The sequence below is a fragment of the Sulfuricurvum sp. genome (genome assembly GCF_023250475.1).
Classification (GTDB): domain Bacteria; phylum Campylobacterota; class Campylobacteria; order Campylobacterales; family Sulfurimonadaceae; genus Sulfuricurvum.
On sequence record NZ_JAHFAQ010000009.1, the window covers coordinates 1 to 22,710 of the forward strand.

A 22,710-nucleotide genomic window follows, 5' to 3' on the forward strand; every position below is an offset into this window, starting at 1 on the left:
AGCGGTTACCTCCAAACGAAACTTGAATCGCAGAATGAAGCAAAAAAAACAGTCGTCGAGGTGATTGATACGTTTGTCCGTGAGGGGGTGACGCAGAGCGAACTGGATCAAGCCCGCAAATTTCTTCTCGGTTCCGAACCGCTTAGGGTAGAAACCCTTTCTCAGCGTTTAGGGCGAACTTTTAGTGAATATTACTCCGGCAAACCTCTTGGGTCTAGTGTAGAAGAGTTGGAAATGATCCGTACGCTCACCCTTGATGAAGTGAACGATTTTATCAAACGCCATAACGAAATTAAAAACCTTAGTTATGCTATCGTTACCAAGTGAGGATGGAGATAAGTTCCATCGATTAGGAGTAGGGAGTATTACCGCACTCTCCCTTATTGCCCCCGCATCTTTTGAAGACCGGCGTCTAAGTCATGAGCTTGTCCATAACGCATCGTGTGTTATGGATGCGACGGTTGAACATGTTGTCCGCACTCCAAAAACACTCAAAATTACTTTTTTTTCCCATAATCTAGAGTGTGTTTTTGAGGGAATTATTTTTCATCCCAAACCGTATGTGGTTCATCAGTTTCCAAAAGGGGAACGAGCTTTTTTCAGCGGAAAATCGGTGTTGGAAATGGGGAAATGGCAGATTGTTCAGCCGATGAAAATCAGTTCGGTCGGTTCGCTTGTCCCAATATACAAAACACCCCTTCGCGTCGATGTGATGCGCCGCTTGGTAGAAAAAAACATCACGGTTGAAAATCTGATCCGTGACGGACTTCCCGAAAAAGTGGCCCGTGAACTTTATGCGATTCATTTTCCCGATTTTCCAGTGCCTCTAAATGAGCAGCAACTACATGCGCTTAAATTCGCTGAACTGTATGAGTATATGCGCCGTCTGCGACTCAAGCGCCGCTATCATAAAACGTCCTATCGTGCTTCAGGAGATGCGGGAAGATGGATGCAAACTCTCCCGTTTGAGCTGACAGAGGATCAAAAGAAAGCGATTACCGAGATAGAGAGGGATCTAAGAGGAGAATATGCGTCGCGACGGATGATCGTAGGAGATGTTGGATCGGGGAAAACGATGGTGATTTTGGCGTCTGTTATCCTGATGCGCCCTTATCGTTCCATTTTGATGGCGCCGACGACGATTCTTGCCGCTCAGCTGTACGAGGAGGCGCAAAAGTTTCTTCCCGATCTGCGGGTAGCACTGGTGACCAACGCTACGAAAAAAGGGTCATTGGAAGAGTATGATTTTATCATCGGTACCCATGCACTTCTTCATCGTTCTCTCCCCGAGGCGGGTCTGGTAATGGTAGACGAGCAGCACCGATTCGGTACGGCACAGCGCCATGCTCTGACAAAACTCACCGAGAACGATACGTCACCACATTATCTCCAATTCTCCGCCACCCCCATTCCACGGACACAGGCGATGATCGATTCGGCCCATATTGATGTGAGCCTGATCGTCCAGACCCCTTTTACAAAAAATATTACTACCCGTATTATGGTGAAAAGCGATTTTCCAAAATTATTGGATCGTATCCGCTCCGAATTAGGGCAAAATCATCAAGTTCTGATTGTCTACCCATTAGTAGAGCAAAGCGAAAGTATCAATTATCAGAGTCTTGACGAAGCGCGGGGGTATTGGGAAAAGAATTTTGAGCATGTCTATGTAACCCACGGCAAAGATAAAGAGAAAGAGGCGGTATTGATGGCTTTTCGCAAGAGCGGAAATATTCTCCTTGCGACAACTGTCGTAGAAGTAGGTATTTCTCTTCCGCGCCTCTCTACTGTTGTCATTGTCGGAGCGGAGCGGTTAGGGCTATCGACACTCCATCAGCTACGAGGTCGGGTAAGCCGCACCGGGTTGCAGGGATATTGCTATCTTTATACGAACAAAAGCGGAAGAAATGAACGGCTGGAGTCATTCAGTAGCTGTATGAGCGGTTTTGAGATTGCGGCATTGGATTTAAAATTTCGTTCAAGCGGTGATTTGCTGGAGGGGAGTATTCAAAGCGGGAAAAAATTTCGGTGGGCGGATATTGCGGAGGATGAAGATATCGTACAGGAGGTCAAGAGTTATCTTGACCTTCATAAAGATTAATATAATCCGAATTTTCCGTCAGCCCGTTTGTACATGACCCGCATTTTGCCCTCATTGTCATAAAATACTTCAAATACTTTGGTGCTCTCTTTGAGTTTCTCTACCACTTCGGCAACCTCTTGAGGCTTGTAGAGGACTAGTTCGGTCGGAACGATCTCATCTTCCATAGCTTCGTTTTCGGCATGGAGATCGATGGTATGAGATGCCGTATTTTTGGCTTCGTTCAACCCTTCGTTTTTGTGGTCACTTAGTCGATCGTGGAGACGGCGAAGTGCTTTTTGGGCGCGGTCGATGGCGATATCGATCGCAGCATAGAGATCATCGTCACGTTGGGTAATAACAATAGTATTTTTTCCGGCAACATTGATCGTAAATTCGATCGTTACCCCTTTTTTACGTTCATTGGCGGAAGCGACCGCATTGACACTGATAAGGTCAAGATGATATTTAGATAGTGTATCGATAGAGTGCATCAGATGATCTTTGATCGCATCGCTGAGCTCGATGTGGCGTCCGACGAGAGAAATATTCATAATGGTACCACCTTTGTGTAATATAGAGGAAGTTCGATTATAACACACAAAAAACAAACGTCAAGTATTTTAGAAAAAAACAAAATAAGAGAATAGTAAAATAATAATTAACACATTTTAATGGCTATTTAATCAACATAGCATTACAATCAAAATATGGCGTATCCTCTTTAGTGTGTTTTAGAAAAGAGGTACAATGGTCGATAGTACTAGACTGGCTAAATCGGGTTTATGAAAAGTGCTACCGAGCCCTTTTTTTGTGTGCCTTAAAAATCCCGAGGAGGATGAGATGAGAGAATTAAAATCTATAAATATCATTAATAAATTATTTTTATTGTTGTTTATTCTAACGGTCACGTCTTTGAATGCGATAATTATAAATACAGATAATTTTAATAGTAATAGCAATAGTTGGACTGGAGGTACGCGTGATAATGATACCTACCGAATTGAGAGAGATACAACGGCATCAAAATTATATAATCTAAATAATGCGTATGCTTTGAAGAATGTTATTATCAGTTTCGATGTAACTATTGGCGGTGGCTGGGAATTAAGCGACAAATTGAACGTAATTGCCAACGGTATAACAACAACATTCAACCAAATAAATGGAACGTATCATTATTCTGTTAATGCTGTTGTCTATCCCGACAGCACTCTAAATTTAAAGTTTAATCCAGATACAAATGATAATAATGAAAAAATTTGGATTGACAATATTGTTATAACCTTTATCACTGCTGATGCGATCAATGATACCTATACGATGGTCAAAAATACGGCATTAACGGGATATGTACTTTCAAATGATATCGGTCCGACTCTCAACGTTACTTCTCATACCGATCCTTCACACGGAACAGTATCGATAGCAGCAAACGGTACGTTTACCTATACCCCTTATGCTAACTATATGGGAAGCGATTCTTTTAATTATACGATTACGGATTTAAATGGCTATACCGATACGGCAACCGTAAATATAACGGTAACGGATGTCATTACAAGCGGCTATCGTGATTTTTCACTTCGAAAACAGCTCTATACAAAAGGGGATATGAAAACAATTGGGAATACGGTTTTGGTTCCTCCAACGACACAGAATTCTACGATCTGCAGTACCTATACCAATGGTCCGTTTACGGCGGATGCTGCAAATACCAATGACACATATTATTTGTGCGGATACAATGTGGATACGACGACGGCAGGATTGACAAACTCTACGAAATCTGAGCTTCGGCTGCCAATGGGAGCGAAAGTAATATGGGCAGGATTGTATTGGCAGGCGATAGTAGCCAATGCAAGTTTTAACACTAATATGACCGTTAAAATTCGTCAGGAAGAGGGATCGAATACCTATAACAATGTTACGCCGGACAGACTTGATTATTTGCAAGATGCCGGTGCTTCAGGGTACACGAGTTATTCGGCTTTTGCCGATGTGAGTCAGTATTTCGGGCAGGGAAAATGGAATGAAGGAAATTACACTGTTGCCAATATCCCTGTTTATGAGGGGAAAATTGCTTCACTAGGATCATACGGTGCATGGACACTGGTGGTTGCCTATACAAATGCTAATGATCCGAATGAAAAATTTCGTAGTTTCAGTATTTTTGACGGCTGGAAGGTGATTGATTCCGCCAACTCTAATGTCAATGTTGATGTTACGGGATTTTATACTCCAAATCAAGCCAATATTGAAGCTAAAACATCGGTTTTTGCGGCTGAAGGGGATAAACATATCAGCGGGGATGTATTAAATACGACGAATTACAATACCGGAGCGGCGGTTACTCTTGCGACGGTAGCGGATAACACGTTTGACTCTTCGATTAGCGGTGGAAATGCCAGAACACCGCTTGCGATCAATAATAACGGGATTGATATTCAAACCTTTGACATCGGTAATTATCTAAAACCAAAACAAGCGACGATGAGGTTTACCTTTACATCAAGCCAAGATCGCTACTGGCCCTCTATGATCGCCTTTTCAACAGAATTGTACGTTCCGAAATTTTGTTATGACTATGGGTATCAGCAAAACGGTCTTCCGTTTACCGAAGAGAACAACGGAACGGCTATGCCGTATATCACCGGTTATTTGCCCAATACATCGGATATTAATGTGAGTTTGTATATTCGAAATCAAGAGGTTTCGGATGTTCAAGCGAATAATATCAAGTTAAATATTACCGATATTAATGCCAGTGAGGTTATTTATAAACGCAATACCGTTGGAATTACTTTCCCGAGCATGTTTACGCCGACTTATAAAACGGACGGGGCATGGCCGCTTAGTACCGGTGATACCTATATCCGAAATATACCGCTTGGAGATATGGGAAGCAAAGACTATGCGTATACATATTACACGTTGGAGCCTCAAACGATAGGGAATATACATACCCCTATTGTAGGTACTTTTTCGTATGATCTCATGATTTCTCAACCGGATGGAACGACATTGACGCTACCTTACTCCTCAACTGTCGGTGGCGTGAATCTGCCGATGTGTTCCGGAGAAAATTTCAGCTATACACCTGAATGGGGGATTTTCAGTGTTGTCGATGCGGGGCTGTATGATTCTTCAAGTGCAACGAAACGCTATTATGATTTAACAACGCAAGTGGCTAAACGACCCGGAAATTTTCGTGTGGCATCTTTTGATCCGGCGAGTTTGGATACCCCTAAGCCGGTTACTACCATCGTAGCGGTAGAGATGATCGATGCGAGTCAGTTTCATGATGTGGATGCTGCATGCCGTGAGCCATCAAGCGCTATCAGTCCTCGTGTCTGGATGGGATTTGAAAACAACGTTTCTCAAGTCAGTTTTAATGCTGCAACCATACAAAATGCTATCAATACGGGTATGGTCTCGGATGTTATTACCGGACAGCCATCTCCGATTACGTTGGCCTCCGATTTTTTTAAAACCGCAACGCCGAATGCCGCATTCAGGGTAACGTTCAATACCTTGGCGGATCAAAACGACTCTTTGATTCATCTTCAAAAAACGACTAGTGGAATACGCATCGATAATTTTTCAAATGTTCATCAGGTTTATCCTCACTGTCAGCAGTACGTTATTAATCCAAACAATAGTGGTACGACAAATCTAACATCTGTTGCGTGTTCGGATAATGGGAATCACAGTACCTATAAGGATGTAGCGATTTGCATGGAGTGCCTTTATGGGGCGAGAACACAGGTTCTTTGTTCTCGGGATAATTTTTCCATTCGCCCTGAAAGCTATACGGTGACGCTGCGGGATATGAATCAAGCTAACCATGCCATAACGCAAGTTTTTGCTCCCGGGCGTACGGGAGTAGCTGTGCCGAATACCGAACGTGTTAATGTTGCCAGCGGATACGATTATAGATTTGATATCAATGCGACCAATCACATAGATAATACGGCAACACCGGGATATACCCGCTATTTCGGAACCGGCGGAGAAGATTATAACATTACCCTTGTGTGGGAACCGACAACGACAAAAAACGGATGTAATGATACGGACAGCAAGCCCCAAAGTTTTAACTTAATAAACGGTACTGTTTCGACGGAAGGGAATCTTTCTCAAGTCGGTGAATACCGCCTTAATGTAATCGATAAAACGTGGACGGCAGTGGACTGGGATCCTACTATGCAAACGCATCAGACCGGAACCCATTTCCTCTCCGGCTCTGAATGTACACTTAATAGTTCCGATGTTCCGACAGCAGCAACTGTTGTGACGCTGAACGGGGCCGCGCTGAATAATCTGATCGGATGCAATATCAGCAGTACGCACGATAATATTGAGAACAATCTCAAGTACAGAGATTATTTGATGACATTTCATCCGTATAAATTTGATATGAGCAGTATCGGGTTTGGGACAGGTATACTTCCAAATCCGATTGTGGCTGGCGGAGACGGGTTTGTTTACATGTCCGATATGAGTCGGAATGACAGTATGAACATGTCGATGCGCTCGACGGGAAATATCACTGCATCGGGATATAACAATATCGTAAACACGAATTTTGTAACCGATTGTTATGCAAACCGTTTGAATCTATCGATGAAGAGTGATAATAACCTTACCCATCCTCAGCATGCGGCATATCAGATTCGGTTTAGTGATTACAACAGCTCAACTATGATTCCGGCCAATCTGATTTATGACAGTAATGCTACCAATCTGAATACGGCGGCCTTAACGATGCCGTTGATCTCTATTTCGGATGGAAACTTTACAAAGAGTACTCGCGGTTCCTTAGCAACGGTGAGCCGGTTCAATTATGATCGTAACGTAACACAGCCTCTTAGCCCGTTTAAGGGAAGTTTTTCAAAACTGGATGTGAAATGTACTGTATCAGGGGATTGTACAATGCAGGCAGATTTAAGCGCTGCACATGAAGCCCTCGGGGATCGGGCAATGGATTTTAATGTCACATACGTATATGGGCGGATAGTTCCGCGCGATATACGGGTTTTTGGTGATGTTAGTTTTTCGGCAAACGGATGGTATGAGGTATTTGATGCACCGATTTTAGCCAAAACGACTTTGACGCCAAGCCGCAATACCCCTCAATGGTTTGTCAATGCCCTGCATGATGATAACAATGACGGTAACGCCGACGTAACGGTTGTTCTACCGAATACGTTAGGTCTTCCGGTAAATAGCGATATACCGAATCCCCCGGCTTCAGGAATGGAAACGTATAGTTTTGCACATATCGGCACCGCCAATATCCCTTACAGCGGTAAAGCGCATATTAATACCGATCCGTGGTTGTGGTTCGGGACCAATGCGTTGGATTATGCCGATCCGGTAAATTCGACAAATCTTAATTGCCAAACCCATCCTTGTTTTAATATCAATATTTCTCCGGCGGTAGGGAGAGGGGGAAGTTCGACAACGACCGATCTTCGCACGGACAAGGCTAATAAAGGGACATCGGGAACCGGAGTGATCTATGATTACACTCCGGCAACCCGATGATGAAAGGAACGTCAATGCGCTCGGCGATGGCTATGATCGAACTCATTTTCGCAATAGTCATTATCGCCATCAGTGTAATCACGATCCCATCCATGATGAATGTCGCCGATAATGCTTCCAAAGGGATGATGATTGATGAGGACATTTTAAAGCGGATGATGGGTGAGATTACCAAAGTCTCTCAAGCTCGTTGGGATCAAAACTCACTCCCTCCTGATTTTTCTCCTTTACAAATTGCGGGTGATATGCCATGTGATCGTAACGTAAGCGGGATACCCTATCGCCGCAATCCTGATTCGAGTATGATGTGTGCAGGTAATGCTCCTTCCATGGCAGCTGCTCCGGCAACGGGGAGTTTGAATTTGAGTCAAGGGATCGAACAGCTCAATAATCGCAATTATAATTTGGAGATCAATGCGACCGGGGGAAATATTTACACGATTCCGATTTCGTATCGTGTCAGTTATGTGACGGCAACGATTTCTGCCATTAACGCAGGTGTAGCAACCGCAACATGGCAGCTCGGCGCATCAACCGATATGAATCCGAATCCTGCAGGATCGGCAACGCATTTGAAACGTATTGTCGTTCGATCTAATAATGCTACTAATCCTAATATTGATATGACGTTGACATTTTTTAAATCCAATGTCGGGAAATTTTCTGAATGAGACCTCTACATAAGCATAAAGCGTTTACCCTGATTGAATTGCTGTTTGTCATAGTCATTCTGGGGATTGTCGGAGGTTTGGCCTTAGAGGCTTTACGTCAGTATTACAACGGTATCTATCGAACGGGAGAGTATAGTAAGCGGGTAAGCCAAGCGGATCAAATATTGGAACAAATTTCAAAATATTTTGAAAACGGCATATCCGCTTCCATAATCCGTTTGGATGAAAATGATGCTCCTTTCGGAAGTGTGTGTAACGGTATCCCTCAAGCGGGAGATGATGATAAAGACTACACCATTGCATTTGTGGGTGTGGACAATGAGGGTTTAAGAGGCTTTTGGGACGGTAACCGTTGGCGTCCGGGATGGACAAGCGATGTTCTTAGTATTGGAAACCGGGTAATATCTTCTGATTCAAATTATACATCACTTGATACGCTGACGAATCCGCTTGTCGGTGCCGCCATATTCCGAAGTGACGGATTAGGTGAAGGTCTTGATGAATGCCATCGTTTCGGATGGGAAGCTGCAGGCAATACAAATGATGCTTATCGCATAATCACAGCACGTAATTCCGACAGTAATATAACGTTGAACGGTATCCTCAGCATTGGCGGGCGGGCAAGTCGAGCGTACGTTATGCGTACAGCGTATGCGTTTAGAGCTAAAGACGGGGCGTTCAATATGTACTCCGGATTTGAACCTTGGAATGGTGAGCAGTATAATGATGTTAATGGGAGGCTTTTAGCCGAGAAAGTGACCCATTTTACGATCCTTTATGATAGTACCAATACCGTTATGAATTCCAATATCGGGAATATCTATACCCTCAAAATCTGTCTGCAGGGATTGGATGATAATCTGAACGATTCGAGTGCTCCTAGAAATCAAATTTGTCGTGAAAGGATGGTACATGTCCGCTATTAAACGCAAAGGGTTTGCGATGATTATGGCCATTTTTGTGGTTGTATTAGTCGCATTAGGGGGTGCATTGCTTTTGTCAAATACTGCAATCGGAAGTAAATCGATATCTGACAACTATCTCCGTACTCAGGCAGAGCTGCTCGCACAAAGCGCTACCGAATACGCGCTTATGCGTGCTCAGGGGGTTGATACGACAGGCGGTACATGTTTAAACCAGCTTAATATTAGGGTTAATGATGCAAGCGGAAGCAATATGTTCGATATCAATGTTTCGTTAGCCTACTCTTTTGAAGGTGCTGCTTCGGCCGGATGTACAGCGTTGGCTCAGAATACGGGAAAAGATACGATGGTATTGATTGATGCAACTGTGAGCGATCATAATTTAGGAACGGAAGATATCCGTATCCAAAAGCGTTCATGGCAAAAGCTATGAGGAAGAGGATTAAAGCGCGAGCTGAGCGATTTTAGCGAGAACGTCTTTTTCACGAACAGGTTTCATGAGGAATCCGTTAGCTCCACACTCTAATGCTTCCCCTTTTTTCGTTTCATCGGTTGTGAGGACGATGACCGGAAGCTGGCGGAGTGATTCGTCGGCTCGGATAACTTTGAGCATTTCTATCCCCCCCATCACCGGCATAATGATATCGAGAAGAATAATATCAATATCGTTTTGGGCTTTGAGTACACCGATTGCATCCGCTCCATTTTTTGCTTCTAAGACAGCAGAGACGGTCGAGGTCTTCATTAACATGGTTTTGAGCAGTTTGAGGTTGATCATATCATCATCAACCGCAAGAACTTTTAGTTTCTTCTCATCCATTTAGAGTTTCCTCATTTGTTTAGATAAATTTTTCAAAAACAAGACGCAATAAATCTTTATTGATGATGTTTTTGATAATTTCATGAACGTACATGGCATCATCAGCCTCTTCCGGAGCACTCGGATCGATTAGCATGACTAGGGATGTATCACTCTTACTGGAATGGATTATATCATACAGATCCTTGAGATGTAATCCGCTTAATGTTTTATCAAAGAGGGCAAGTTTATAGTGACGATTTTGGAGTTCCTCTTTCAGCTGATCGGAAGAGGTTACACTTTTATAGGTATACCCTAGATCATCCAGGATACGGGTGAAGAGTTTTAGTTCAAGGGAATTTTGTTTCGCAATCAAGATATCGGCATCATAGACTGAGACACGTTCTTCAATGGCGGACTCTTCGATAAGAGGCTCTGTTGTATCTGTTACTTGAATATTCGATTCAGCGTCAATAACAGTGGGGATATCTTCTTCATTCGTTTGGGCACTCATTTCCGGTTCGCTTAAAAGCGGTGTTGATGCTTCGGCTGGAATCGTGATTTCATGGACCGATTTTGGAACCGGATTGATCTCAATGATTTTATGAGACAAGAAATTGTTGAGCAGCGAGATGATTTCGCTTCGTACCAGCGGTTTGGTCGTATACTCATCCATCCCTGCCGCCATAAAACGTTCACGGTCCCCTTTGAGGGCATTGGCAGTTAACGCGATAATCGGAATGTGGTTTTGTCCGTAATCTTCTTCGAAATCCAAAATTTCCTGCGTCGCTTCAATTCCGTCAAGTACCGGCATTTGTATATCCATGAAAATGATATCGAAACTGCCGTTTTTACGTTTTTCAAATGCCTCTAGCCCGTTATTGGCAATGGTGATTTCCAATCCAAGATCTTCGAGCGTCCGTCGGATCAGTTTTTGGTTGATGATATTATCTTCGGCTACAAGCCCGGTTGCGGCGAATCGGGAGTTTTTCTCATCAAATTTTTTACGGCGCGATACTTTGATTTTACGATTGCTAAATGCTTCTGCATCATAGGCTTCTAGCGTTATACGAATTTTAGAACTGTTGAGCGGCTCATACAAAACTTTAAAAATATCAATTCCCATAGAATCGATTTTTTTCATATAAAATGATTTGGTAATGAGTACCAGCTGCTCTTGAGACGATGCATAGGCAGTCATATCCAGATCACCGGTATAGTCGTTATCCACAAAAAGCAAATCGTAATTGACTTGACGCTCAAGCATTTTGAGTTCATCGAGTTCATGGAATGTTGTATAGCTTACACCGAAATAATCGAGATACTCTTTGAGATAAGTGTTCTGGAGTTTCTTTTTCGAAGTATTTTCCAAAATGACGGCATTAATATTGGAAAATGATCCTTTTAGCGGTTCGTTCAGAGTTTCAATCTCTTCAAACTCTAGGGTAAAAAAGAAGGTAGTTCCGTTTCCAGGTTCACTTTCAAGATCCAGTTTAGACCCCATCAATTCAACAAAACGGCTTGATATAGTGAGACCTAATCCGGTGCCGCCGTATTTGCGGGTAATGGAGGTGTCAGCTTGAGAAAAGGCTTCAAAGATTCGAGAGCGTTGTTCGCTGGTGACTCCGATACCGTTATCTTTGACTTGGAAGTGTACCCGCGTCCGGTTAAGAATATTGCACTCTACTCGCCGGATATCGACACTGATCGCACCACCGCTGTTGGTAAATTTAACCGCATTGGAGAGGAGATTAATGATAACCTCTTTGATTTTGGTCGGATCCCCTTTGAGCGGACGTTCAAGACTTGGATCGACATAGCACGCAAGGTCGATATGTTTCTCAGACGCACGGACTCCATAGACTTCAACGGCACTTTCAAATTCATCGATCGGGTTAAAGACAATCTCTTCGATTTCAAGTTTATTGCTCTCAATTTTGGAGAGGTCAAGGATATTGTTAATGATTTCAAGAAGGTTTTCGGAACTTTTTTCGATGATATCGATAAATTCACGTTGCTCATCGTGCAGTTCGGTATCTTTGAGCAATTCCGTAAATCCGACGATTCCATTAAGAGGTGTCCGGATTTCGTGGGACATATTGGCCAAAAACATCGATTTGGCTTCGGAGGCTTCCATTGCGTATTGTTTGTCATTGAGGGTTTGTTCAATGATTCTCTCCAGCAAGGCATAAGCTTGAGCCGTCCCCTCAGCCGTATCAAGATTGATAGTATGACTGAGTGCTTCAGCTTCGTTATCATGAGTATCTTCGGCGACCCGTTTTAGAACCGATTCGAGATTTTTGATATTTGTAGTAATTTCAGCAGAGAAGAAGTATCCTAAAATAGCGATCAATACCCCGAGAATCCAGACGGAAACAGCTACCAAAAGGACTTGAACCGCCTGGTTTTTTACAATGGAAGCGCGTTCATCCATAGCGTCAATTAAAATCTTTTCAGCGTCATTAATCGCATCGATTTTTTCGGATATCATCGCAAACCAGATACCGGACTGTGTTGCATAGGAGCCGGTTGTACTTGCTTGTAAAATGGCGGTTCTCTCAGTGGTTATGTCAAGGAAAAGATCGGTATTGTCTTCGCTGTAGAGTGACGATTGCAATTTGGATTGGATGGACTTATTATTCATCCCCTCAAGATTGAACGTATCGGCTTTGGCAATGAGCGAGACCCACTTGTTGAGTTCTGCTTCCGCAAGAGGGGTCGCACGCGACAAGACATAGGTAATGTAGTCACGCTCAATACTACTGTATTCGTTGGCACGGACTAAAGAGAGGTAGGTTGAGGATAGGGAGTTTACCTCTTCGTCAAAATGAATGGTTGCCAGTTTCGCAAGTTCATTGATGAGCTGTTCTTCAGATTTTCCGTAAAGATCGGTAAATATCTTATCAAAAGTAGCGGTACCCCCATCTACCAGAGGTCTGGATCGTTTAATCCCGTGCTGCAGATCGCTTATGAGTTTCGATAATGCAGCTGCTTTTGCTGCCTCAGCCGTATTTACATGTTCTAGTGCAGAAAGGTGAGACTGATAAACACCAATTTTTTGATCAACGATAGCGCGTTGTGCCTGAAGCGACTTGAGGGTAGCTTGTGATGCGTTCCCCATATACATAACAGTCATTCCGCGTTCTCGCGAAAGATTATTGATCAAATCATTGAGCTGTTTATTCCCCTCCAGTCTCACTTGGAGCTGCTCAGCCCCTTTGTAACTGATATACGCATTGTAAACATAGTACGTAGCGAGGGTAAAAAGTATCAGGATCGGTAAGAGACTGATAAGGCGAAGTCGATTTCTAAGTCCTAGTTGCATTGGGTCTCCTCTATATTCTTAAAGCTCATAGTTGTTCAAGGAAGCTATTGAGTCGTTTAGAAGCTTTGTTGGCTTCTTGCGCATCATTGGTTTGGGACAAGATGGCTAATTCATCGGAAATCTCGTTTAATCGCAGATTATCGCTGATCCCTTTGAGCTGACTTGCCGTTTTTTTCCAAGCGTGAGTATCAAATGCACTGATTGATGCACTGATCTCATTGCCGGCACGAAGGGCATCGAGCTTGTATTCATCAATCAATTCATCAAAAAAGTCAAGTTCAATCCCGAGTTGACCTGCAATAAACGTTTTATCGTAGTGGAGGGACTGCATAGGTTCTGCTGGGATACTCTCCTCTCGTACACGCTCTTCAAACGGCTGGGTATCGATCAAACTTTCATTTTCGTATGAGACGGGAGGAATCTCTTCTTGCAGCAGTAAAGGCGAATTGTCATCTTTCAAATCAAATGTATAGATATCATCGCTATGTACTGGCTCGGAGGGTTCTGTTTCAATGCTCTTTTCAGAAAAGTTCTCTTCGAATAAAGGGATAGCCTCTTCATAAGGGGAGGAGATAATGTCTTCATCTCTTAGCGGCGTTGAATAAAGGTCTTCTTCCTGTAATAGCAGAGGTGTATTATCATCTTTTGCATCAAAGGTATAAATATCATCATCGTTTGAAGGCAAAGGAGGGAAAACAGACTCATCTTCAGAAAGAAAAATGGGTTCCTCTAGAGGATAAAGAAGGTCATTACCGATATCTTCGTTGCTTTTTTCTTTCGCAATCTCTTTCCCCTCCAGTTTGGAAATGATGTTATAAAAGTATTTGAGATTAGCTTCAATTTCAATCGGATCATTCGATGTATTGATAATATTGAGGGTTTCAAAGGCATCTTCGATACGGAGATTTGCCGCTACCCCTTTGAGTTTATGGGATAAAATTTTAAGATTGTTCATGTCCCCTCTGAGAGCCGCTTCAAAAAGCTCCTCTTTAAACTCATTGGCTTGCTGAATAAAATCACCGATGAATTCTTGGATTAAATCAACCGGCAAACCGAGTTCTTGGGCGGCAACATTCGGATCAAAAAGATAGGAGGAATCGACTTTAAGGGTATTGATAAACTCTTTTTCCGCACTGCTGTAGCGGACATCTTCAAACACCGGACGATTCAGTATAGGTTCCGGTTCTGGCTCGAATGAGAGAGAAGCTTCCGGAACAAAATAATCTTTTTCCAACTCTTCCTCATTGAGAGGGAGAGATAATTTCGCGTAGAGATCTTCTATCGGCTCTTCTTCAATGTCTTGCTCGTTGTATGAAGGGACATCGAGAACTCCGGGTTCACTTAGCGGAGTTGGGATGATGTGATCGTAATTGGGCAAAATTGAGGGTGCTGTTTCAATGGGCTGGGTTTCAAATAGCGGAGGCTTAATCTCCGGTTTGGCTTTTTTGGCGAATATCTGAGGCTTGACGTCATCTTCACTAAGAGATTGAATATGGAGCATGTCGATGATATAGCCGGGAGAAGAGGGATCCGCGCTTAAAAAAAGACTCTTGACTTGCAAGGTACATGAAAAGGTGCGGCCGTTTCCGTGAACAATCGCCGAACGGGCATCGGAGTCGGCATGGAGTAAAAAATCGATCCATCCGAAGCTTTTAAAGTTATGAATGTATCCGGGTTCTTTGGCAAACAGATCGGCAACATCACTGCACACCTGTAGTAACTCTTCTAAAGTCGTATAATTTAAGAGTTTTAGACTCTCTTCATCGATTCCTATAAATTCTTGATTATGGTTATAAAATAGCACTCATCCCCCTTATCGCTCTTGCTCAATCATTTTTTGGTACAGTGCCGCCGTCTCTTCTATATTTTTTCGTGATGCCGGTTTACGTGCCGCCATATACCCTTTTACTTTTCCGTCTTGGTCATAGGTTGGGGTTACTTCGGTATCAACCCAATAATAACGTCCGTCTTTTCGGAGATTTTTGACTAAACCGTGCCAAAGTGTTCCGGATAGAATGGTTTGCCACATTTGTGCGAATGCGGCTTTGGGCATATCGGGATGGCGTATGATGTTATGAGGTTCACCTACTAATTCTTGAACGGTGTAGCCCGAAATTTCACAAAATTTTCGATTAGCGAAGGTTATGATCCCATTTAGATCCGTCTCACTGACAATAGCACGCCCATCAAATATGTACTCTTCGTCCACTGGAGTAGGTTTTTGCATCATGTGCCCCCTTGGTAAAAAAAACTGTTGAAAACATAATCTGTGGAATATGGCATAAAGTCCATAAAAGATTACTTAGACATGCTTTCTCGGTAATAATTTCGGATACTTTCCGCATCTTTTTCGCCGATAAGCTCAGAGAGTGTCTTGATATCACTTTTTGCGATGGCTTCGAATGTTCCGAAGTAATCAATAAGCTTATGAATTTTTGCCACACTGATGCCGCGAATCGTCAAAAGTTTGGAGGTTTGATCGATTTTTAGTTTTGTTTTTTTGTGAAAAGTGATTGCGCTTCGGTGGGCTTCATCTCGGAGCATTTGGATGAATTGGAGCCGTTTATCACTGCTTTCCAATCGTAAAGTATTATCCGAGGTATGGATAATATCGCGTGCAGATCCTTTCGCCCGGTGTGATGTGCCGTCAATCTTCTCTTTACTGATAGCGATAACATCAAGATGTATTCCATGGGAATCGAGAAGGTCGATGGCTAAAGCTCTCAATGTGGATCCACCGTCGAGTACCCACAGATCGGGTGGCGGATTGCTCTCAAATCCTTCAATTCTCCGCGTCAGCATCTCTTTCATTTGACCGTATTCATCGCGGACATGCAGATGATAGGTACGGTACCCTTTTTTATCAAAATGGCCGTTGTCATAGACAACCATGGCTCCTACCGTAGCGGCTCCTCCGTGATGAGAATTGTCAAAGACTTCAATTCGCCGCGGCAGAGAATCGAGGATGAAGAGTTCTTGGAGCTGATGTAAAAGTACCTCATTGGTAGGCTGAGGCGTACGAAGGAGTTCATGGGCGTTGGTAAGGGCAAGCTCGATCAGCTCTTTTTTCCCTCCCCGCTGCGGCACTTCGAGCTGGGCTTTTTTCCCAAAGAGGGTGCTGAGATGTTCGCCGACCCAATCACTCGATTCAAAAGGGTGTGCCGTTAAGATGGGGGCGATAATAGGGGGTTTTTCATTGCCATAAAATCCTATTACCGTTCTCTCATACGCTTCATCCATTGAAAAATAGAGGGTAACGGGAAGAAAATCGTGGGTACTTGAAGCAACTTTCCCCTCACGGATAAAGAGACGGAGGATACAAGCACGTGTTTCGTTTGCAGCAATGGCAAAGAGGTCGTAGTTTTCAACAGAGGCCAGATCGATTTGAGACGTTAGTTCGCTTTTACTGATTCGTTCGATACGGTCTCGTAATACCAAAGCCTCTTCAAAGCGGAGCGATTCGGCGTAGAATTCCATTTTAGTTTCGAGCTCTCTGATGAGACGGCGTTTATTTTGAATCCACTCTATCCCCTGCATCACGATCGGAAGATAGTTTTCTCTCGGAACGGGAAACTCACAGGGGGCAAGGCATTGTTCCATCTGATAAAAAAGACATCCCTTTTTTCCCTTCAGACAACTTTTTTTCTGCACGAGTTTTAACAGTTCATAGAGAGAATCGAGAATATCTCGAGCCCCTACCGAAAAAGGACCGAAATAGCGGATGGATTTACCTTTGATAATTTTACGGGTGAGTTCGAAGCGTGGATAGGGCTCCTCCATATCGACGTAGAGGTAAGGGTAGGTTTTATCATCGCGCAGCAGAATATTATATTTGGGTTTGAGCTGTTTGATGAGAGAATTTTCTAAAATGAGGGCATCATGCTCATTTTCAACGATAATGTAGTGAAGTCCTACCGTTTCGGAGAGCATTTTTTGGATACGAAGAGATAAGGCAGCTTTTGGACTGAGCGTCGGGGTGAGGTTGAAGTAGCTTTTGACCCGTTTCGAGAGATTTTTGGCTTTTCCGATGTAGAGAATTCTCCCCTTCTCATCCAAATATTGGTAAATCCCCGCCTGATGAGGGAGATTTCGAATTTGCTCTATCATCGGTGAACTCTTAATGAATAATTTATGGTAGCTATTATAACATCCGTCATTAAAGAAAAAGGGGGAACAATGTCAAAAATATATCTATTTAGCGTCATTGTCGCCGTAATACTATTTTTGAGCGGATGCGGCTATAAAGCACCTCCTTATTATGAGAAACCGGCAGTGGTTAAGGACTCTTCCGTTGCGTTATGATGTTGTCATTATCGGTTCGGGGGTTGCCGGTCTGTATGCGGCGATCGCTTTGCCTAAGAGATTGAAAGTATTAATCATCAATAAATCGAACCCTTGGGAATGCAATACCTATTATGCGCAAGGGGGGGTGACAACCGCCTACAATGATGAAGATATCGCTTCTCACGTCCAAGACACTCTCGATGCGGGGGCAGGTATGTGCAATGCAACTGCCGTACAGTTCATGAGTGAAAGTTCACAGGGGGTGATTCGTGATTTGATTGATCGCGGATTTGAGTTTGATAAAGATGAAGAGGGGCATTTGCTCTACACAAAAGAGGCCGCCCATTCGCGAAGCCGAATTCTGCACGCGGGAGGAGATGCGACGGGGAGATATCTTCACTTCTTTTTACTTAATCAAAATCCCCACCCGATGCTCAGTGATGCTACTGTGGTTGATTTGCTGATTGAAAATAACCAGTGCTGCGGTGTGGAAGTGTTGAGTGAAGGGAAGCGAAAAATGATTTTCGCAGACAACGTCATCATTGCCAGCGGCGGAGTGGGGTCGTTGTATGAGTATCATACGAATGCTTCGACGATCAGCGGAGATATTCACGGTATCTGTATCGAAAAAGGGATTGAACTCGAATCGATGGAGATGATGCAGTTTCATCCGACCGTTTTTGTCGCCAATAACTGGGCACGTAAACAGCTCCTCTCTGAAGCGCTCAGAGGTGAGGGGGCGCATGTCGTCGATGAAAACGGATACCGCTTTTTGTTCGAGTATGATCCGCGCGGCGAATTGGCTCCGCGTGATATCGTCAGCCGAGCTATTTTCGATTACAAGCAACGTGCAAAAAAGCAAGTGTATCTTTCCTGTGAAGATTTTGAGAGCGAATATTTTAAAGAGCGTTTCCCGAATATTTATAAGTCGCTCAATGATTTGGGATATCATCTCCCAAAAGAGAGGGTTCCGATTTCTCCGGCTTTTCATTATGCCGTCGGGGGGATTAAGACCAATATCGATGGAAGCGTTCCGGGGATAAAAGGGCTGTACGCTGCGGGAGAAGCGGCATCGACAGGCGTTCATGGAGCTAACCGATTAGCGAGTAACTCTTTGTTGGAGGGGCTGGTATACTCTCAAAAAGTAGCCGAATCGATTTTGGCGGGGTCGGCACACGGCTGTGCTGAACATTTTAGTGTCGGAAATGAGCCGCTGGAATTAGAAGGTGATAAAGAGAAAAAAGATCAGCTTCGCCGAATTATGTGGGAGAACGTCTCGATCAAGCGTACTCCGGAGGGACTTGGCGTGGCATTCGAAGCGATAACAAAGATGCTTTCGGAGAAAGTGGGGAGATTATTGCGCTTGCGGTTGCTTACCGCGCGGAGTATTGTCACTTCAGCGCAGAAACGGACCGAATCGATCGGTGTTCATTACATTGAACAAAGAGTAAAACAATGACAACTCAAACTGTAGAACACGCTACGCAAAACCTTGTAGCATCTCCTTTTGGATGGACATTGCTTATCTTGTTTTTAGTGGGCTATTATTTCATTGCAATGGAAGAAAAATATCATATTGATAAAGCAAAACCCGCTCTTTTTATGGGAACGCTGATGTTTGTGATGACAGGGTTCTATTATGTTGCCAATGGAATCAACTTAACGCCATTTGAAGAGGCGATTGATCATTTGATTTTGGAAATTGCCGAAATTTTCTTTTTCTTATTTGTGGCAATGACCTATATCGAAGCGTTAATAGAGAGAGGAGTTTTTACTGCATTAAGGGCAAAACTTATTGCTAAGGGATACAGCTATCGGGAACTTTTTTGGATAACGGGAATATTGGCATTTTTTATCTCTCCCGTGGCTGACAACCTTACAACCGCTTTGATTCTTTCCACCGTTTTGCTCGCTATTGATTCTAAAAATAAAGCGTTTTTGATTCCGAGTGCGATCAATGTTGTTGTTGCAGCAAATGCGGGAGGGGCATGGAGCCCTTTTGGGGATATTACAACCTTAATGGTATGGGCGGCTGAAAAAGGGGCATTTGGTGATTTCCTGTATCTTTTTCCCGCATCTTTTATGGGATGGATTGTGACGGCTTATCTTCTCAGCCGATATGTTCCTAATCTTGATCCAAATAAAGATGGAAATCCTGAAGAGGCTGAAAAAATTGAGATTTTAAAGGGTGGTAAAGTTATCATCGCTTTCGGCGCACTCACTATCGCTTTTGCAGTTATCGGAAAGCAATTTATTCATCTTCCACCGATGTGGGGAATGCTATTTGGACTGTCAATATTGCAATTGTACATGTATTTTTTAAAGAAAAAGCACAAGATAGAAGTGAGTATTTTTGAGTCAATGAGTAAAATAGAAAATAATACATTACTTTTCTTTTTCGGAATTTTAGCAGCTGTCGGGGCATTACACTTTGTAGGGTTTTTGGTTTATGCCGCAAAATTGTATGAAATATTTGATCCGACCATCGTTAATATAGGTGTTGGCTTCCTCTCGGCTATCGTCGATAACGTTCCGGTGATGTCCGCAGTTCTCAAAGCAAATCCGGCAATCGACCATGCACAGTGGATGCTTGTGACTATGACCGCAGGTATTGGTGGATCATTGATCAGTTTTGGAAGTGCTGCAGGAGTTGGTGTTATGGGGAAAATGCAGGGAATCTATACTTTTTCCTCTCACATGAGACTCAGTTGGACAGTATTGGTTGGGTATGTTGTTTCTTTAGCGATATGGTATTTTCAATTCATGATTTTAGGTCTTTATTAACTCCTAAATATCTTTAGAGTATCCTTTCATTACCACGAAGGGTATTATCACCTTCCAATCATCTTACCATTAAAGGCTTAAGCGTGAAAGATGTCAATATTATTGTCCTTGATTTCGGTTCCCAGTACACTCAGCTGATCGCTCGTCGTCTGCGCGAAGATAAAGTTTATTGTGAGGTACTTCCTTACCACACTAAAATTGATGCTATCAAAGCTAAAAATCCTAAAGGGATAATTCTCAGCGGCGGACCTTCTTCGGTTTATAACAAAGACGCGTACGAAGTCGATCAAGGGGTTTATGCTCTTGGAATTCCTGTTTTGGGGATTTGTTACGGTATGCAGCGTATCGCGGTTGATTTCGGCGGTTCGGTCGTTCGAAGTGATCACCATGAATACGGCAAAGCGGAATTGACGATCGATATGACACAACACTCGGTACTTTTTGAAGGGTGTGAAGATGAGCGTGCGGTATGGATGAGCCACTCCGACAAAGTGGACGTATTGCCGGAAGGTTTTATTCCGATCGCCTATTCACCGAACTCTCCGTATGCAGCGATTGCTAACGAAGAAAAAATGGTTTATGCGATGCAGTATCACCCGGAAGTCAACCACTCCGAAGAGGGGTATTTGATGCTTCGCAATTTTGCCCGTAAAATTTGCGGGATCACCGAAAAATGGGATATGGGGCATTTCCTTAAAGAACAAATACTCAAAATCCGTGCGCAGGTCGGTGAGGGGAAAGTCCTCTGTGCCCTCAGCGGCGGAGTAGACTCATCGGTTGTCGCCGCATTGCTTTACGAAGCGATCGGTGATCAGCTGATTCCGGTATTCGTCGATAACGGTTTGCTCCGTAAAGGGGAACGTGATTCGGTTGAAAATATTTTTAAAGTCCATCTCAAAGTTCCTCTCGTTGTGGCGGATGCATCGGAATCTTTTCTCAGCAAGCTTGCGGGGGTAACCGATCCGGAGACCAAACGTAAAATCATCGGACATACGTTTATCGAAGTGTTTGAAGCGGAAGCGAAAAAACACGACGGTATTAAATTTCTTGCGCAGGGGACACTTTACCCTGACGTTATCGAGTCCGTTTCGGTTAACGGTCCGTCCGTCACGATCAAATCGCATCACAACGTCGGCGGATTGCCGGATTGGATGGATTTTGAGCTAATCGAGCCGTTACGTGATTTGTTCAAAGATGAAGTGCGTAAACTCGGACTTGAACTCGGACTCCCTGATTCCCTCGTTAACCGTCATCCGTTTCCAGGACCGGGTCTGGGTATCCGTATCATGGGTGAGGTGAATAAACCGGATCTCGATCTTCTGCGCGAAGCCGATGCCATTTTGCTCGATGAGTTGAAAGTCAGCGGATACTACACCAAAACATGGCAAGCATTTGCTGTCCTTTTGAATGTAAAATCGGTCGGAGTCATGGGGGATAACCGTACGTATGATAACACCGTATGTGTACGCGTGGTCGAAGCGGTAGACGGTATGACCGCAACATTCGCTCATCTTCCGCATACATTGTTGGAGCGTATTAGCCGCCGTATCATCAATGAAGTAGACGGAATCAACCGCGTTGTCTACGACATCAGTTCAAAACCGCCGGCAACGATTGAGTGGGAATAAGGGGAACGCATTTTGCGCCCCGTCTATCTAATCTCTAAAACTCCTTATCCGGGAGTTATTCATATCCCCATCCTTACCATCTCTTTTTTAACTCCGAAGATTGATTTTGCCGATTATGAAGGAATTATTGTCACTTCAAAACAAGGCGTTGCTGCTCTCCATAATTACTTGGTGGATTGGAATAGACTTAAGTGCATAGCCGTTTCGGAATCGACGGCGCAAAGCGCACGTGAGGCGGGTGCAAAGGAAATCGAAACAGGAAACGGATACGGCGAATCGATTCCGAATGTGCTGAGAGCAAAAGAGCGGAGCGGAAAATGGCTCTATCTGCGTCCCAAAATTGTCGCCTCCGAATGGATCGAGACGGCACGATACGGCGGGGTTGAAATCGATGAAGCCATTGTCTATGAGACAAGCTGTGCTACGGAACTACCAAAGCAGATCCTGTCGAAAGAGGGTATTCTCATCTTTACATCCCCCTCAACCATCCGGTGTTTTTTGCAAATCTATGAGATTCTCCCTACGCATACCATTGTCGTTATCGGTAAAACGACACAAAATGCGCTTCCTCCGGGTATCCCTTCCCAATTGAGTTTAACTTCCAGCGTCGCATCAGCCGTAGAGTTAGCACGTGAAATCGCTATGGAGGGGTAAAATTCATCACCC

16 protein-coding genes and 1 pseudogene are annotated in these 22,710 nt (G+C 43.7%); 11 read left to right on the plus strand and 6 right to left on the minus strand.

What is annotated here, in order from left to right:
- Both Q0C19_RS01835 and recG read left to right on the plus strand, forming a co-directional pair.
- Positions 1-327 (plus strand): annotated as a pseudogene (locus Q0C19_RS01835) (insulinase family protein); the annotation flags it as partial.
- Positions 308-2,101 carry an ATP-dependent DNA helicase RecG gene (gene recG, locus Q0C19_RS01840; RefSeq protein WP_295052281.1) on the plus strand — a complete coding sequence of 598 codons (1,794 nt, stop codon included), beginning with the start codon at positions 308-310 and terminating at the stop codon, positions 2,099-2,101. The pseudogene Q0C19_RS01835 and the gene recG, both read left to right, overlap by 20 nt.
- On the opposite strand, the gene raiA is transcribed toward recG, so the two are convergent.
- Complete coding sequence (gene raiA / locus Q0C19_RS01845) at positions 2,098-2,634, minus strand: ribosome-associated translation inhibitor RaiA (RefSeq protein ID WP_295052283.1); 537 nt, start codon at positions 2,632-2,634, stop codon at positions 2,098-2,100. The genes recG and raiA overlap by 4 nt on opposite strands.
- Before the next feature lie 502 nt (positions 2,635-3,136).
- Here raiA and Q0C19_RS01850 point away from each other — a divergent pair.
- From Q0C19_RS01850 to Q0C19_RS01865, 4 genes are read left to right on the plus strand one after another with little or no spacing between them, the layout of a single operon-like run.
- Positions 3,137-7,630: a cadherin-like domain-containing protein gene (locus Q0C19_RS01850; protein WP_295052285.1), complete on the plus strand. Its 4,494-nt coding sequence runs from the start codon at positions 3,137-3,139 to the stop codon at positions 7,628-7,630.
- A 14-nt stretch (positions 7,631-7,644) separates the two neighbouring features.
- The gene (locus tag Q0C19_RS01855) at positions 7,645-8,301 is read left to right on the plus strand and encodes a hypothetical protein (protein ID WP_295052287.1); all 657 of its coding nucleotides are present in this window, start codon (positions 7,645-7,647) and stop codon (positions 8,299-8,301) included.
- Positions 8,298-9,227, plus strand: coding sequence for a type II secretion system protein (locus Q0C19_RS01860; RefSeq protein WP_295052289.1), 930 nt, complete (start codon positions 8,298-8,300; stop codon positions 9,225-9,227). The genes Q0C19_RS01855 and Q0C19_RS01860 overlap by 4 nt, the downstream gene beginning before the upstream one ends.
- Positions 9,214-9,657, plus strand: a complete 444-nt coding sequence (locus tag Q0C19_RS01865; RefSeq protein WP_295052291.1) for a type II secretion system protein — start codon at positions 9,214-9,216, stop codon at positions 9,655-9,657. The genes Q0C19_RS01860 and Q0C19_RS01865 overlap by 14 nt, the downstream gene beginning before the upstream one ends.
- 9 nt (positions 9,658-9,666) lie before the next feature.
- On the opposite strand, the gene Q0C19_RS01870 is transcribed toward Q0C19_RS01865, so the two are convergent.
- The 5 genes from Q0C19_RS01870 to uvrC all read right to left on the minus strand — a co-directional run bounded on the left by Q0C19_RS01870 (position 9,667) and on the right by uvrC (position 17,455).
- Positions 9,667-10,044, minus strand: coding sequence for a response regulator (locus Q0C19_RS01870; RefSeq protein ID WP_295052293.1), 378 nt, complete (start codon positions 10,042-10,044; stop codon positions 9,667-9,669).
- Positions 10,045-10,063: 19 nt separating this feature from the next.
- Positions 10,064-13,348, minus strand: a complete 3,285-nt coding sequence (locus Q0C19_RS01875; protein ID WP_295052295.1) for an ATP-binding protein — start codon at positions 13,346-13,348, stop codon at positions 10,064-10,066.
- A gap of 25 nt (positions 13,349-13,373) precedes the next feature.
- On the minus strand, positions 13,374-15,152 hold the full coding sequence (locus tag Q0C19_RS01880) for a hypothetical protein (RefSeq protein ID WP_295052297.1): 1,779 nt from the start codon (positions 15,150-15,152) through the stop codon (positions 13,374-13,376).
- A gap of 9 nt (positions 15,153-15,161) precedes the next feature.
- Positions 15,162-15,578 (minus strand): PAS domain-containing protein, encoded by a 417-nt coding sequence (locus Q0C19_RS01885; RefSeq protein ID WP_366822737.1) that lies wholly within the window; start codon positions 15,576-15,578, stop codon positions 15,162-15,164.
- A gap of 68 nt (positions 15,579-15,646) precedes the next feature.
- Positions 15,647-17,455: an excinuclease ABC subunit UvrC gene (uvrC, locus tag Q0C19_RS01890; RefSeq protein WP_295052299.1), complete on the minus strand. Its 1,809-nt coding sequence runs from the start codon at positions 17,453-17,455 to the stop codon at positions 15,647-15,649.
- Between the two features lie 69 nt (positions 17,456-17,524).
- On the opposite strand from uvrC, the gene Q0C19_RS01895 reads away from it, so the two are divergent.
- From Q0C19_RS01895 to Q0C19_RS01915, 5 genes are all read left to right on the plus strand, one after another.
- A complete protein-coding gene (locus Q0C19_RS01895) occupies positions 17,525-17,650 on the plus strand; it encodes a lipoprotein (RefSeq protein WP_295052301.1) in 126 nt (41 codons plus the stop codon).
- Positions 17,640-19,091: an L-aspartate oxidase gene (gene nadB / locus Q0C19_RS01900; RefSeq protein WP_295052303.1), complete on the plus strand. Its 1,452-nt coding sequence runs from the start codon at positions 17,640-17,642 to the stop codon at positions 19,089-19,091. Before Q0C19_RS01895 ends, nadB begins: the two co-directional genes overlap by 11 nt.
- Positions 19,088-20,416, plus strand: a complete 1,329-nt coding sequence (gene nhaD / locus Q0C19_RS01905) for a sodium:proton antiporter NhaD (RefSeq protein ID WP_295052305.1) — start codon at positions 19,088-19,090, stop codon at positions 20,414-20,416. Before nadB ends, nhaD begins: the two co-directional genes overlap by 4 nt.
- A gap of 83 nt (positions 20,417-20,499) precedes the next feature.
- Entirely contained in the window at positions 20,500-22,044 is a 1,545-nt protein-coding gene (guaA, locus tag Q0C19_RS01910; protein WP_295052307.1) for a glutamine-hydrolyzing GMP synthase, read from the plus strand.
- Between the two features lie 12 nt (positions 22,045-22,056).
- Positions 22,057-22,698 (plus strand): uroporphyrinogen-III synthase, encoded by a 642-nt coding sequence (locus Q0C19_RS01915; RefSeq protein WP_295052309.1) that lies wholly within the window; start codon positions 22,057-22,059, stop codon positions 22,696-22,698.
- The last annotated feature ends 12 nt before the right edge of the window (positions 22,699-22,710 follow it).

Bases quoted from the DNA above. Each gene is read 5' to 3' on its own strand.
- recG (WP_295052281.1), top strand. From the start codon at position 308: ATGCTATCGTTACCAAGTGAGGATGGAGATAAGTTCCATCGATTAGGA.
- raiA (WP_295052283.1), bottom strand. From the start codon at position 2,634: ATGAATATTTCTCTCGTCGGACGCCACATCGAGCTCAGCGATGCGATC.
- Q0C19_RS01855 (WP_295052287.1), top strand. From the start codon at position 7,645: ATGCGCTCGGCGATGGCTATGATCGAACTCATTTTCGCAATAGTCATT.
- Q0C19_RS01860 (WP_295052289.1), top strand. From the start codon at position 8,298: ATGAGACCTCTACATAAGCATAAAGCGTTTACCCTGATTGAATTGCTG.
- Q0C19_RS01865 (WP_295052291.1), top strand. From the start codon at position 9,214: ATGTCCGCTATTAAACGCAAAGGGTTTGCGATGATTATGGCCATTTTT.
- Q0C19_RS01870 (WP_295052293.1), bottom strand. From the start codon at position 10,044: ATGGATGAGAAGAAACTAAAAGTTCTTGCGGTTGATGATGATATGATC.
- Q0C19_RS01875 (WP_295052295.1), bottom strand. From the start codon at position 13,348: ATGCAACTAGGACTTAGAAATCGACTTCGCCTTATCAGTCTCTTACCG.
- Q0C19_RS01885 (WP_366822737.1), bottom strand. From the start codon at position 15,578: ATGATGCAAAAACCTACTCCAGTGGACGAAGAGTACATATTTGATGGG.
- uvrC (WP_295052299.1), bottom strand. From the start codon at position 17,455: ATGATAGAGCAAATTCGAAATCTCCCTCATCAGGCGGGGATTTACCAA.
- Q0C19_RS01895 (WP_295052301.1), top strand. From the start codon at position 17,525: ATGTCAAAAATATATCTATTTAGCGTCATTGTCGCCGTAATACTATTT.
- nhaD (WP_295052305.1), top strand. From the start codon at position 19,088: ATGACAACTCAAACTGTAGAACACGCTACGCAAAACCTTGTAGCATCT.